General features: G+C 33.7%; 10 protein-coding genes. 8 read left to right on the top strand and 2 right to left on the bottom strand.

Annotation, left to right across the window (positions count from 1 at the left end; genetic code table 11):
- Positions 1 to 185 precede the first annotated feature (185 nt).
- Genes E0W69_RS08830 through E0W69_RS08815 form a run of 4 tightly spaced genes read left to right on the top strand, consistent with a single transcriptional unit; the run spans position 186 to position 6,264 of the window.
- Positions 186 to 2,372, top strand: coding sequence for a TonB-dependent receptor plug domain-containing protein (locus tag E0W69_RS08830; RefSeq protein ID WP_131329715.1), 2,187 nt, complete (start codon positions 186 to 188; stop codon positions 2,370 to 2,372).
- On the top strand, positions 2,369 to 3,334 hold the full coding sequence (locus tag E0W69_RS08825) for a TonB-dependent receptor (RefSeq protein ID WP_131329714.1): 966 nt from the start codon (positions 2,369 to 2,371) through the stop codon (positions 3,332 to 3,334). The genes E0W69_RS08830 and E0W69_RS08825 overlap by 4 nt, the downstream gene beginning before the upstream one ends.
- Positions 3,335 to 3,365: 31 nt before the next feature.
- A complete protein-coding gene (locus E0W69_RS08820; RefSeq protein WP_131329713.1) occupies positions 3,366 to 4,757 on the top strand; it encodes a RagB/SusD family nutrient uptake outer membrane protein in 1,392 nt (463 codons plus the stop codon).
- On the top strand, positions 4,747 to 6,264 hold the full coding sequence (locus tag E0W69_RS08815; protein WP_131329712.1) for a TlpA family protein disulfide reductase: 1,518 nt from the start codon (positions 4,747 to 4,749) through the stop codon (positions 6,262 to 6,264). Before E0W69_RS08820 ends, E0W69_RS08815 begins: the two co-directional genes overlap by 11 nt.
- A gap of 54 nt (positions 6,265 to 6,318) precedes the next feature.
- Here E0W69_RS08815 and E0W69_RS08810 read toward each other — a convergent pair whose 3' ends face one another.
- Both E0W69_RS08810 and E0W69_RS08805 read right to left on the bottom strand, forming a co-directional pair.
- On the bottom strand, positions 6,319 to 6,600 hold the full coding sequence (locus E0W69_RS08810; RefSeq protein WP_131329711.1) for a DUF6520 family protein: 282 nt from the start codon (positions 6,598 to 6,600) through the stop codon (positions 6,319 to 6,321).
- 95 nt (positions 6,601 to 6,695) lie between these two features.
- Positions 6,696 to 7,160, bottom strand: coding sequence for a DoxX family protein (locus tag E0W69_RS08805; protein WP_131329710.1), 465 nt, complete (start codon positions 7,158 to 7,160; stop codon positions 6,696 to 6,698).
- A 353-nt stretch (positions 7,161 to 7,513) separates the two neighbouring features.
- Here E0W69_RS08805 and E0W69_RS08800 point away from each other — a divergent pair, with 353 nt between their 5' ends.
- The 4 genes from E0W69_RS08800 (at position 7,514) to E0W69_RS08785 (ending at position 14,109) form a co-directional block, all read left to right on the top strand.
- Positions 7,514 to 8,098 (top strand): RNA polymerase sigma factor, encoded by a 585-nt coding sequence (locus E0W69_RS08800; protein WP_131329709.1) that lies wholly within the window; start codon positions 7,514 to 7,516, stop codon positions 8,096 to 8,098.
- Between the two features lies 1 nt (position 8,099).
- Entirely contained in the window at positions 8,100 to 9,407 is a 1,308-nt protein-coding gene (locus tag E0W69_RS08795) for a FecR family protein (protein WP_131329708.1), read from the top strand.
- 374 nt (positions 9,408 to 9,781) lie between these two features.
- Positions 9,782 to 10,789: a PDDEXK nuclease domain-containing protein gene (locus E0W69_RS08790; RefSeq protein WP_131329707.1), complete on the top strand. Its 1,008-nt coding sequence runs from the start codon at positions 9,782 to 9,784 to the stop codon at positions 10,787 to 10,789.
- A 95-nt stretch (positions 10,790 to 10,884) separates the two neighbouring features.
- The gene (locus E0W69_RS08785) at positions 10,885 to 14,109 is read left to right on the top strand and encodes a type IIG restriction enzyme/methyltransferase (protein WP_225321460.1); all 3,225 of its coding nucleotides are present in this window, start codon (positions 10,885 to 10,887) and stop codon (positions 14,107 to 14,109) included.
- Positions 14,110 to 14,315 lie beyond the last annotated feature (206 nt).

Below are 14,315 nucleotides of genomic sequence, written 5' to 3'. Positions count from 1 at the left end.
TTCACTTTTTTTGTAATTATAAGTCATAGACTTTTTAAATTACACTACTTGCATTCCTCTGATTGAGGATAACTGCTTGTTTATATTTATTTACACAATTCCAAAATGTTTTTCCTATCGTGAAATAACTCATTTTGTTGGCTCATAAATAGCACAACATTTTTTAACTAACTAACAGATTTTCAATGAAATTCAAAACGATCCTATTCGTAATGGGGATGCTTTTGCCCATACTTTCTTTGGCACAGAAGATAAGAGGAGTTGTAAGAGCCTCTAATGGCAATATTCTACCTCACACTACCCTAAATCTAAAAAAAAGTAATACTTGGACTGAGACGGATGCAAATGGTCATTTTACCATAGTATTGCATAGTTCAGATTCTATCATTTTCTCTCATACGGGTTATATATCCAAATCTTTATTCCTAGAAGCTAAAGATACTTTTATTCATGTGCAGTTAAACCCGTCGTCTGATTTGGAGGAAGTAATAGTGTCCACAGGCTATCAACAGATACCAAAGGAACGAGCAACAGGTAGTTTTGTATTCGTAGATAGTGCCCTATTAAATAGACGTGTAAGCGCCAATATTTTAGACAGATTAGATGGAGTTACAAGTGGTCTATTGTTCAATAAAAATCAACAATCAGGACAGGCGAATTATAATATTCGTGGGGTAAGTACAATCAACAGTAACCCTAATCCACTCATTGTTATAGATAACATGCCTTATAGTGGCGATATTAATACAATCAATCCTAATGATGTAGAAAGTGTAAGCATTCTGAAGGATGGGGCTGCTACATCTATATGGGGTGCATTTGCTGGCAATGGTGTAATTGTTATTACCACTAAAAAAGGGAAGTTCAATCTCCCAACCAAAGTTTCCTTCAATTCTAACATAACGCTTGGAGATAAGCCAAATCTATGGTACAGACCACAACTTTCCTCAGCCAATTTTATTAGTATTGAAACAATATTGTTTGAAAATGGATACTATGATGGTACAATTTCGTATGGGTATTCTATAATTTCTCCAGTTGTAGAAATACTCAACAAGGAAAAAAATGGGGACATTTCCGATCAGGAAGCACAAGCCCAATTGGCACTATATCAGCAGCAAGACTATAGGAATGATTTAAAGCACCATTTCTACCAAAAAAGTCTAGCTCAGCAATATGCAGTAAGTATCAATGGAGGAAGTACTAATAACAAATATTTTCTTTCTTTAGGTTATGATGCAAATCAATCTTCCCTTATTAACAATACAAACAATAGATTAACGCTTAATGCAAATAATACCTATGCATTTTTCCATAATAAACTAGAGTTTACAACAGGGATCGTATTAATCCAAAGTCGACAAAAAGGGGATGGAAGTGCAGGTTCATTTCCTTACCCCTATTTGAAGTTAGTAGGTGATGATGGTAAAGCCTTGGCAGTTCCCAACCAATACCGTCCTAGTTATATTGATGACCTAACCACAACTTTATTAGATTGGCATTACAGACCGTGGGATGAAATACATCTGATAGACAATACTACACAATTGACTGACTATAGGATTAATACACAAATAAAATACAAAATACTATGTGGATTAGAAACCTCTTTGTCTTACCAATACAGCAATGGATCTTCACAAAACGAAAATTATGATAGCGAAGAAACTTACTATACTCGCAATTATATTAATCAATTTACCAGGATTAATGGGACTACAATAACCAGACCCGTTCCATTAGGAGGGATTATCGATTTCTACAAAGCTGGATACCATGCACATGATGGTCGTGCCTTAATTAACTATACGCACCATTGGAGTTCAAATCATGAATTGACAGCTTTAGCTGGCGTTGAGCTACAAAGTCTAGTAACACAAACACGCAGTTACCGACTATATGGCTATGACAAAGATCAACAAACCAGTACAAATGTTGATTACGTGAGCCTATTTCTTAATTATCAAGGCAATGCTTATAATCAAATTCAAAATAATGTATCCAATCTAAAGACAATCAACAACTATCTATCTTATTTTGGCAATGCAGCCTATAGTTTTCGAGCTAGATATATTTTTTCAGTAAGTATTAGGAAAGATCAATCTAATCTATTTGGTGTGAACAGTAATCAAAAAGGCGTTCCATTATGGTCGACGGGACTTGGATGGGTCGCCAGTGAAGAACAATTCTATCATATCCATTGGTTACCTTATTTAAAATTAAGAGTTACCAATGGATATAGTGGTAATATCAATAAGTCCGTGACTGCATTAACAACAGCAAACATCAATGGTATTAATACCTATAACCAAAATTACAGTACCATTACCAATCCCCCAACCCTTCTTTACAATGGGAGAAAAACCATATGATAAATATCGGAATTGATTTTGGTATTAAAAACCATCTATTAAATGGATCTATAGAATACTATCAAAGAACATCTACCAATCTTTTGGGGCTTAGCCCATTAGCTCCATCTATGGGTCTTTCTCAATACACCGGTAATACCGCAGATATGAAAGGACATGGTTTTGACATCACTCTAAACTCCAACAATATACAAGGGATATTCAGTTGGCAAACTAATTTTCTTTTCAGCTATACGATAGATAAAGTCACGAATTACAAGGTCCAGCAAAGTAGTGCTAATTCCTACCTTAATCCCGGTACGATATTTCCTCAAGTTGGAAAACCGTTATTTACCTTATCCAGTTACAAATGGATGGGCCTAGATGACAAAGGAAATCCGCAGGGACTTGTAGATGGAAATCCAAGCCAACAATATAATTCAATTATTACTTCTACCAATCTTGAAAGCTTGGACTACAATGGCCCTTCGTCTCCTCCTTATTTTGGTAGCTTGCGGAACACTTTTAGTTACAAGCAACTCTCGATATCTTTTAATATTATTTACAAATTTGGCTATTATTTCAGAAGGACATCGATCAACTATTATAACTTATTCAATGGCGACTACAATCAGGACAATGATGATTATGATCATAGATGGCAAAACCCTGGAGATGAGAAACATACAAATGTCCCTTCATTGATTTATCCAGCTGATAATAACAGGGACGCTTTTTACACTTATTCATCTGCGCTTGTCGAAAAAGGAAGTCATGTCCGTTTGCAAGACATACAACTCATTTATAGTTTAAGCAAAAAACAATTTCCTCTTTGTCCTTTTAATGATATTCGGATTTACGGATACATAAATAATATTGGCTTATTGTGGCGTGCCAATAAATATAATATAGACCCAGATTACGCCAATGGTGGAATTCCTGCTCCAAGGACCTATGCATTAGGGTTAAAATTCGATTTATAAACAAACCAATAAATACACAAATCCAATAAATATGAAACACTTTTCTAAGATACGTTATTATATGTTTTTTATCCTGTTAAGCACACTACATAATTCTTGTGAAAAAAAGGATACATTTCTTGATAAAAAGCCATCTACATCCTTGATTGTACCAACGACACTTGTCGATATGCAAACACTACTAGACAACAGTCCTATTATTAATTATGCGCCACAACTAAATGTAGTTTCTACGGACGAATATTATATTACTAAAGAGATGTGGGAAGCTAGTTTTCTTCCTTATGAAAAGAATGCTTATATATGGGCAAAAGATATTTTCGGCACCAGTACAAGTATATCAGATTGGAATCAGTTTTATACACAAATATTCTATGCTAATTTAGTTCTCGATGGTTTGGAAAGAATTTCCAGAACAGTAAATTCTGCTAGTTTATGGGATGAATTATATGGAAGAAGTTTATTTATACGCTCCTTTGCTTTTTATAATCTAGCCATTCTTTTTTCCCCGGTTTATGATAGCTCGACGGCATCTACAGATCTTGGCATCCCCTTGAAACTAAGCGCAAATATTAATACAGCTGAAAAACGTTCTTCCGTCGCACAAACCTATGACAGGATTATTACTGATCTGAAAAAATCTATCGCATTTTTACCCAACACTGTAGATGCTAATAATAGAGTTTCCAAACCTGCGGCATATGCTTTATTGTCCAGAATTTATCTTAGCAATCGGGAATATATCCTAGCTGGTAATTATGCGGATAGTTGCTTACAATTGTATAACACCCTAGTAGATTACAATACCCTCAATCTTACTGCAACCTTTCCATTTCCTTACAATTTTGCGGAAACGATATATTTGACAAGAGCAACGAATACACTCGCTTATATATCCAGTCTATGCATCGGATTAAATGGATATTTTATGGATACTACTTTGTATGGTATGTTTTCCGACAATAATGATTTACGCACCCAGCTATTTTTTACAAAAAATTCTAGCGGTATCCATGGTAAAAGAGGCTATGGCGCAGGCGTATCATTTAATGGGCTCGCAACAGATGAGATGTATTTAATAAGAGCGGAATGTAATGCTAGGCAAGGGAAATATTTACAAGCCATGGATGATTTGAATACCATGTTAAAACCGAGATGGAAAACGGGGACATATATTTCAGTAGTGGCAACCTCGGCCCAACAAGCATTGGAATACATTCTAAAGGAAAGACGCAAACAATTAATGCTCCGAGGTCTCAGATGGTCCGATCTGCGCAGACTAAATAAAGAAGGTTATGCGATTGTTCTAAAACGAAAATTGGGGAACGATACCTACACACTTGCCCCAAATTCACCTCTCTATACTTTACCAATACCTAATGAAGAAATTTTAAACAATAATATCCAACAAAATGAAAGATAAAAAGATGTTCATGCAAAGACCAAAAATTAGAAGAAGTATTATTAAATTTTGTTTCCTATTTCTAGTAGTAGGTATACAATTGTCAAACGCGCGAATGCCCAAAAGCAAAAAAATAACAATTTCAGGCTCTATCGAAGATAGTAACCCAAGAAACAAAATGGTACTATATTATTGGTCAAATTACATTTGTTCTTCACGTGATGGTAGGATAGGTAGAAATGAGGTTAAATCAAACATAAGAAATGGTCATTTTTCATTTGAAATTCTTACAACTGATCCATTAATTTATTTTTCGCTAGGAAATAGTTATGATTCAATGACCAATTTGTTAATTCCTATAGTCAATTTGTATGTAGCAGAAATGGGAGATAATATTTTTTTAAAGGTTGGTAAAAAAGGAATTGAATCCATTGATGGAAAGGGTTCATTTAAGCTCACGCTAAAAAAGCAATTAGATAGCTTAATCACAAATCAAGTAACCATATTTGAATATTTTCAAAAAGCTGATGTATCCAAACTAGAGAAAGGAACAATGGTCTATGATTCTATCTTTCACCAGCAATTAAATTTACTAACATTAAAACAAAAATTTATAAGTAGCACCGCTTTTCAGTTTTTTATAACAGATATTACAGCTCACCATTTATACGATAAATTACGATTTCTGTATCATCTTGATATGCCTATTCCAAATATAATAAATATACAAAATGAAATTTTAAAGGATAGTATTTATGCCTCTAAGGCATTGGTGGAAATAGGAATAATCCCTCCTTGGAATAACCAAAAACTAATGGCTTTTTCTATTAATACAAACAATTATCTAGTATTGAAAGCTATTATAATTAGCAAAAATATAGCAACTCAAAAAGATCCTTCACATATAATGATGGCGAACTACAACTCTCTGTTAAGAGAAAAATTATTAGCAAATTATTTTCTGACTGATTATGGGTGGATGTATGGCGATCTTCACAAAGAAAAAAGTATTTCTGAAGTTATGCCATATATTAGTGATTCTAGTTACCGTAAGTATCTGGATGACACCTACCATGTAATAACCGATAGAAATAAAAAAACAGACTTCGTTTTATTGGATAAAACTGGAAAGAAGTGGCGATTGTCAGATTTTAGGGGTAAAACTATCTTGTTGGATTTCTGGTTTACGGGATGTGAGGGGTGTATAGATTTTTACGAAAAGATATTATCAAAATTAGAGGAACACTATAAAAATTCTGATTCTGTATTATTTATTTCCATAAGCCCTGATATGGAAACTACAAAATGGATAGAAAGTGTCCGTAGAGGAATTTATACGAACATAGATGGTAAAAATATCTTGAATTTACATTCCAAAATAGGTTGGAAAGATCCGATTTTTCAAAATTATGATGTAAACTCTATGCCACATCAAGTCCTTATCAACAGTAATGGCGATATTGTTCAAAATAAATTTGAAAGAGATATAGAAAAATATGAAGAGGCTATAAACAATCTTTATCATTAATGGATAAGGCTCCTTATAAAAAGGAGCCTTACTTTCTACTACTAATGATCATAACTAATCTCCTGTATATGTCTGATTTGCAGAACTAAGAACGGGGGATACAATACCATTTGTTATGGTATATTGACATGTATCATTCGATGCACTCGAACAACTTGGATTAGAGCCATTAAGAGAAAAATTGGCAGGATCTCGTCTAGATCCACTTCCATTATAGTGGTAATTAGCACTTTGGCTGACCACTAAATTCTTTGCCATGGCTCCGCCGATGGCTAGAACTGCTGCCGCGGCCATGATGACGCTGCGGGCTTTGCTGTTTTTGTTGATTGTAAGCATACGCTTATTTTTTTTAAAATGAATTAATAATAAATCCCTTCCGGTCAGCCATCAGATCGTAGACTCGATTTTTAGCCTACCTATCCGCCATTAAATCAGACTCGGGAAATCCGGACCATTTCCCCTTCTGTTGGTTTGTCTTTATGCTTACCCACGGCCATGGTTAGATAAATACCTACGATTGCTAGCAACCAAAAAAATAGATTAAATAATAAATGTTCTGTCCAACTGAGCTTACTAATGAGCTCTCCACAACTACAAGGTTTTCTGGGAAATTTTCCTGCCACTATAAGTGCTACATATCCCATAAATACCGACATCAATAAACAACTGATATATAGTCCCGCTTTTTTTGTTCTATCAAAAACAAGTAACCCTGCTGCAATAATTTCTCCTAGTGGTATCATATAAGTCACTATTGGAACTAAACTTTTGACTATAGGCTGGTTGGACATATCCCGATAAAAACTATCCATACGAAATACTTTTTCTACGCCTGCATATAGAAATAAGATCAGTAGTAATACTCGAATAATGTATAGTATAATTTCTCTTTTCATAATTCTATTTTTTATATTTTGACACTTGATTGTGCTGCTTACTTTTAATTATTATTTGACGTTTAACAATAGTTCACCCTTTTCGACAATATTCACCGAAGTCTTTACCCATCTATGATCTAGGTCAATAAAATAATATTTAAATGATAGTTTACCTGTTCATTTTTTGTAACTTTAAATTCAGTTTCATTTCCAGATTAATTATCTTCTTACACATATATATTGCAGAAAAAGGCCTTTCGTACCAGTCAAAACCTAATTTTTTTTAAATTTTTATTTTGACTATACGTAACTGCTTTTATTACACAGTGTTTTCAAAACACTATTTTTTGACCAAACAAGCGTAGGAGAAAATGGAGGATGATGAAAAATATAGAGTGAGACGACTGTTTCGACAATTATCGAAAGGGTATGAAAATGCATTGAGGTTTATTTATCATAGCCTTAAGCCTATCATTGACCAATACCTACTTCGGTTTGATAATTTGGATAGTTATTTGTCTAATGCGATCAAGTCTGAATTACTGGAAAAAATATGGGACAAACGCGGGCATTTTGCTCATGAAGATACACCGATTGCTTTGATGTTGGGGATGGTACATAAGATTGCTTTATACCGACTCAGACAAAAACATGACCATACCGTTTCTATCATAAATGCCTACCATAAAAGAAGTGATTTAGGTGCGGACGATATTTTGTTAAGTAAAGAATATCAAGAGATATTGGAAAAGGCAATTGCTCAACTACCTCCAGGAGAAAAGAAAATATTTAAACTTAAATATGAACAGGGGTATTCCAATGACGAGATTGCGGCGATGCTTCATTTATCCAAACAAACCATAAAAAACGAAGCTTCTAGAGCTACGATGAAAATAAAACAGTTATTGGGCTTAATATCACTCATCACTATTATTGAAATTGTAAATTCCTTGTAATATGCATTGGATTGAAAAAAGAAAAGAAATACTTTTTGACAAGCTCCTAAAAAGAACCATCACGGCATCCGAATTGCGTGAATTGGATTTGTTAGGACATCTAAAAGATGACGATACCATTTTAGAACACTTAGATAAATGGCAAAATCAAAATCTTAGTGAAAATGACGGCTTGCCAAAGACCTCAGATATAGATATTGAAAACCTTGTAGGACAAATACGACAAAAAAAGACCTATCGTAAAAAAATACGTGTTCTTTTGTCTTGTGCCTGCATGGGATTGTTTGTTATTTTATTGGTTTTATTTTCTCATTATAATTTTAAAGAACAACAAGAGCCCGAAGTATTTATTGGGAAAAACTGTTCTATTCTTGCCCCCGATCGTGACCTGGACCAAAAATATTTTGCCTGTGATGTAGAAATGAAAAATTTATTTCAAAAAAGGGTAGACAACAAATTTCTAGGAGGCATCTTTCGTTTCAACAATCTTGAATTCTCTCAGCAACCGACAGGTATATTAAAACTGTCGATTCGCCCCAATGTTCATTTTAATTTTCCCCAAAATAGTTTTGTTACAATCAGTACTCCTCCAAAAAGGCAGGCGATCATCTCTCTTCCGAGTGGTCTGTCTATAAGATTAGATGGGGGATCTAAATTACATTATCTAATTAATCCTAAAGATAGCTCTGTTATTTATTGCAGACTGGAGGGGCAAGCATATGTGAAGTTTCCAGAAAATAATGGAGGTAAAATGCTCGCATTGGAAAACTATAATAGCCAAATATTAACCTATGGCGGAGAATTTATGGTACGATCTGAATATGGTTATTCAAAAGCCGTTCGTTTAAATGGAGAAGTATCCCTCGCTACATTGCAAGAGCCTAAAGGCAAACCTTTGACCCAGCGTAAAAATATGATGGAAGTTTATCATATAAATGGAGCAAAAAATAAAATAAAAGATTCTTTTACCTATAGTTCCTTAGAAACAACCACCGCCCTTAACTGGACAAAGACCGTGCGTCATTATAACAACGAATCCATCAGAACCTTTCTGTTAGAAATGGAAAGGTGGTACGGCTTCACTATAGAAAGTGTAAGTTGCCTACCCAAAGATCGCAAAATCTCCGCCGCTATCTGCCAAGATGCTACACTTGAGGAAGTCTTTGCAGCGGTATCGAAAAAAGGAATAACCATTTATCAGAACAATGGCATGTACACATTTTGTCCTCCAGCGGGAAGGTTAAAAAAACAAATCAATAATGTAACTTACATAAGACCTATTTTACATATGAAGATGGATGCTTTATAAATAAGAGCACATATTCAAAGTAATATTAAATTTGGCCGAATTTATTACATGGTACTTTTTAATGAAGTACCAGCAAATCTATTCTTCTGATCTAGCCATCTTATGAAAGACTCTGAATTTCTTTTTATCTTCCTTATAGGAGCTTATAAATGTTCTTCGCTCAAGGATTTTTAGCAAGGTTTCATTCATTTGATGAAACTTGAGATTATGATCTATTACCAATTTATATTTTATTACCGACTTTGTACCACCATTAAAGGTGGTCTTTTTATTAAGATCACTTTATGAACAATATACCTTTAAAACAAGATGAATTATTATTCTCAATTTAGTACATTTACCATTTATAAAACGCAAAATATCGGATATAAATAATGCTTGTAAATCAATCTATTATTTCAGATATAAAAGCTATTATTGCTCAATCAAAGGATAGTGCGATTCGTTCTGTTGACCATCAGCGAACCTTGATGTATTGGCATATTGGAAAAAGAATCTTCGAAGAAGAGCAAGAAAGCAAAGATCGAGCTGATTATGGGACATATTTGATAAAATATCTTTCCGAACAATTACAGCCTGAATTTGGTAGCGGGTTTTCTACAAGGCAAATAAACCTTTACAGAAAACTTTACCGCACATTTGAGAATGTGCATACACTGTATGCACAATTGAGTTGGAGTCAGTATAAGTTACTTTTAAGTGTTGATAATCAAGATAAAAGAGCGTTTTATATTGCTGAAACAGTAAAGAATAACTGGACTGTACGTCAATTGGAACGTCAGATTTATGGCAGTTTGTATGAACGTCTATTATTGAGTAATGACAAAGAAAGTGTGTTAGCAGTAGCCAAAAATGAGAAACAGCCATCTAATGCTAAAGAAATTATCAAAGACCCTATGCTCTTGGAATTTCTCGGATTAAAACGAGAAGCTGCATATTATGAGAAAGATTTGGAAAGCGCCATTATTACTCATTTGCAGGATTTCTTGTTGGAATTAGGCAATGGGTTTTCCTTTGTGGCAAGGCAGAAAAGAATCCATATCGAAGGGGATGAGTTTTTTGTGGATTTAGTATTTTATAATCGACTATTACAAAGTTTTGTTATCATTGAAATTAAAACTACGAAACTGACACACCAAGACATTGGGCAACTTCAAATGTATGTTAACTACTATGACCGCGTAGAAAAATTATCGCACGAAAATCCAACTATCGGAATCTTGCTATGTGCAAATAAAAATGATGCAGTTGTGAAATTTACATTACCCGAAGGACAAAAACAGATTATAGCAAGTCAATACGAACTTTATTTACCAAGTGAAAAGCAATTATTGGATGAGGTAAATAAAGAGTTGGAGAGTTTTGAAGGCAATGAAAAATAAGGGATAATAAAATATATAACAAAACGGCCAAGGCGAAAAATCAAATCCAGAAGCTTTTACCATTGGTACATGGTTTTAAATAATAAAATATAATAATGCAATCAACATCTAATACCCTTAGAAAATATATAAATAGCGCTTATCTGAAAAGAAAGATTAATCGCACAAACATTGATACATTTAAGCAAAACATAACAGCTTTATTTAATTTGACAGACAAACAAGAGTCGGAAGAGTATCTTAAAAATCTCATATCTGATTTCTTGAAAAATACATATTATAGTCCTAATTATTATATAAACACTCGTGGTCGTTCCGATTTAGTAATATACAATGGAAAAGATCCTCAGAGTTCTGTCGGTGTTATAATAGAAGCGAAAGCCTTGAAAAATAAAGCAGAAATGCCCTCTGAAAAAAATCTTAATACCAAGGCATTTCAAGAGTTATTACTCTATTATCTAAGAGAGCGTATTACTCAAAATAACATTGATTTAAAACATCTCATTATTACAAATTTGGAAGAGTGGTATGTATTTGATGCACAACTGTTTGAAAAATTGTTTGCCCATGATCGTAAGCTGATCCAGCAATTCAATGATTTTGAAGGGAAAAGGTTAGCTGTTAGTGACCATTCTTTATTTTACAAAGAAGTAGCGAAACCTGCCATAGAATTGAATTTGAAACGTATTAGTTATTGCTATTTTAATATCCTAGACTATAAAAATGCGATTCAAAACAAGCAAACGAAAAATGATAACCAACTAATTCCACTATACAAAATTCTTTCTCCAGAACATCTTTTAAAACTTCCTTTTAATAACGACAGCAATCAGTTAGACAAGGAATTTTATTCTGAACTATTGCATATTATTGGGTTAAAAGAGGAAAAAGATAGTGGAAAGTCCGTTATACGTAGGAAAGTTGAAAAAGAACGTAATCCTGGATCATTACTTGAATGCGCCATTGCCAAAATTGACGGGATGGATATTCTTTATAATTTACAAAATCGTTCTAATTACGGCGAAACTAAACAAGAGCAATTATTCAATGTAGGATTGGAACTAGCAATAACATGGATCAATAGAATCTTGTTTTTGAAATTGTTGGAAGGGCAGCTTATTGCTTATCATAAAGGGGATAATGGATATGCGTTTTTAAATTTTGATAAAATTCGAAGTTTTGATGATTTAAATGATTTGTTTTTTCTTGTGATGGCTAAACAGCCATCGGAAAGAACTGAGAAGGTACGTAATTCATTTTTGAATGTACCGTACTTGAATAGTTCACTATTTGAATTAACCGAACTTGAGTCGAGGAGTATTAATATCAGTGCACTACCTGATGATATCCAGTTGTCATTGCCAAATGGAACAGTTTTAAAAGATAATAATGGTAAAACTAAGAGTGGCAATATTGATACTTTGGAGTATTTATTTGCATTTTTGAATGCGTATGATTTTACAAGCGATGGCGCCGAGGACATACAGGAAGAAAATAAAAATCTTATTAATGCCTCTGTTTTAGGTTTGATATTCGAGAAAATCAATGGGTATAAAGATGGATCGTTCTTTACCCCTGGTTTTATAACTATGTATATAGCAGAAGAGACAATACATAAAGCTATTTTACAAAAGTTTAAAGAAACGCAAGGATTGGACTGCAAAAGCCTTGAAGAGTTACGAGAAAATATTAAGGATAGAAAAGCTGCAAACGAACTTATAAATAGTATAAAAATATGCGATCCGGCAGTGGGGTCTGGTCATTTTCTCGTATCCGCCTTAAATGAAATGATAGCCAGTAAGGCTCGACTAGGTATCCTCTTGGATAATAACGGATTTCGGATTAATGATTATGAAATAGAAGTACAAAATGACGAATTGGTTGTTAAAGATGAAACAGGAAAATTATTTGAATACCGTCCAGCTTTAAAAGAACGACAACTTGTACAGGAAACTCTTTTCCGTGAGAAAAGAACAATTATTGAAAACTGTCTTTTTGGAGTAGACCTCAACCCCAATTCTGTAAAGATATGTCAATTACGGCTTTGGATTGAGCTGCTTAAAAATGCGTATTATAAAGAGAATGGAAAAAGTGCAGACCTTGAAACATTGCCCAATATAGATATTAATATTAAATGTGGAAACTCTCTTATAAGTCGCTTCCCATTGGATGCGAGTCTAAAACATTTGTTGAAGGGAACAAAATGGACAATTGAAACATATCAAACCACAGTATCCAACTATAGAAATGCACATTCTAAAGATGAGAAACATGATTTGCTTCGATTGATTAAAGGCATTAAAGAAGATTTTAAGAAGGATATTTTTGTTAATGACCCGATTATCAAAAAGATCCATTCGTTAAGAAGCAATCTTTTGCCTTTACAACAGACTTCTGAACTTTTTGGTGAAGAAAAAAGTAAGACTAAGGAAGGAAAGAAAAAGATTGCTCAATTAGAAAAGGAAATCAAAAAACTGGAAGAAAAAGTAGAAGAAATAAAGAATAATAAAATCTATGAACAAGCATTTGAATGGCGATTTGAATTTCCTGAGATTCTAGATGATGATGGTCGTTTTATTGGTTTTGACTGTATCATAGGCAATCCTCCTTACATCCAGTTACAAAAGATGGGGACAGAAAGCGAAAAACTCGCTCAAATGGGATTCGAAACATATACCCGAATGGGAGATATTTATATGCTATTTTTTGAACTCGGCAATCATTTATTAAAACCCGAAGGCGTTCTTACTTTTATAACTTCCAATAAATGGATGCGAGCAGGATATGGAGAAAGTCTCCGAGCTTATTTAACTAGCAACGTAAATACAGAAATTTTGATTGATTTTGCTGGGCAAAAAATATTCGATGCAGCTACAGTTGATACCAATATCCTTTTATTCTCCAAGCAAAAATATGAAGGCAATACACTTGCTTGTCAGGCAAAAGAAAAGGTGTTAAATAATTTGAGCGTTTTTATTAGGCAACAAGCAGGAAATTCCAATTTTGAGACATCTTCTAGTTGGGTAATTCTTAGTCCTGTTGAGCAATCAATTAAGAGTAAGATAGAAGCCGTAGGTACACCACTAAAAGATTGGGATATTAATATTTATCGTGGAATTCTTACGGGTTACAATGAAGCATTCATTATAGATGGAAAGAAAAAAGATGAATTAATTACTGAGGACGCAAAATCCGCCGAAATTATACGACCGATTTTAAGAGGACGTGATATTAAGCGTTTTGGCTATGAATTTGCTGATATTTATCTTATAGCTACATTTCCTAGCATGCATTATGATATTGAAGATTACCTGCTATAAAGCAATACCTGCTTGGCTTTGGTTATGATCGTCTTAAACAAACAGGAGAGCTTGGTGCTCGAAAAAAAACAAATAACAAATGGTTTGAAACCCAAGATAGCATAGGTTATTGGGACGATTTTTCTAAACAGAAAATCGTGTATCCCAATATGACGAAATATTTACCTTTCTATTTAGATCATAAAGGTTTTTTACAAATGATAAAT

Origin of the sequence: Rhizosphaericola mali (assembly GCF_004337365.2) — a bacterium.
In the GTDB taxonomy this organism is placed as follows: domain Bacteria; phylum Bacteroidota; class Bacteroidia; order Chitinophagales; family Chitinophagaceae; genus Rhizosphaericola; species Rhizosphaericola mali.
This window is presented reverse-complemented; position numbering and strand designations above follow the sequence as displayed.

Excerpts from the sequence above, each read along its gene's own strand:
- E0W69_RS08830 (WP_131329715.1), top strand. The coding sequence starts at position 186 with ATGAAATTCAAAACGATCCTATTCGTAATGGGGATGCTTTTGCCCATA.
- E0W69_RS08805 (WP_131329710.1), bottom strand. The coding sequence starts at position 7,160 with ATGAAAAGAGAAATTATACTATACATTATTCGAGTATTACTACTGATC.
- E0W69_RS08825 (WP_131329714.1), top strand. The coding sequence starts at position 2,369 with ATGATAAATATCGGAATTGATTTTGGTATTAAAAACCATCTATTAAAT.
- E0W69_RS08815 (WP_131329712.1), top strand. The coding sequence starts at position 4,747 with ATGAAAGATAAAAAGATGTTCATGCAAAGACCAAAAATTAGAAGAAGT.
- E0W69_RS08790 (WP_131329707.1), top strand. The coding sequence starts at position 9,782 with ATGCTTGTAAATCAATCTATTATTTCAGATATAAAAGCTATTATTGCT.
- E0W69_RS08795 (WP_131329708.1), top strand. The coding sequence starts at position 8,100 with ATGCATTGGATTGAAAAAAGAAAAGAAATACTTTTTGACAAGCTCCTA.
- E0W69_RS08800 (WP_131329709.1), top strand. The coding sequence starts at position 7,514 with ATGGAGGATGATGAAAAATATAGAGTGAGACGACTGTTTCGACAATTA.
- E0W69_RS08785 (WP_225321460.1), top strand. The coding sequence starts at position 10,885 with ATGCAATCAACATCTAATACCCTTAGAAAATATATAAATAGCGCTTAT.
- E0W69_RS08820 (WP_131329713.1), top strand. The coding sequence starts at position 3,366 with ATGAAACACTTTTCTAAGATACGTTATTATATGTTTTTTATCCTGTTA.
- E0W69_RS08810 (WP_131329711.1), bottom strand. The coding sequence starts at position 6,600 with ATGCTTACAATCAACAAAAACAGCAAAGCCCGCAGCGTCATCATGGCC.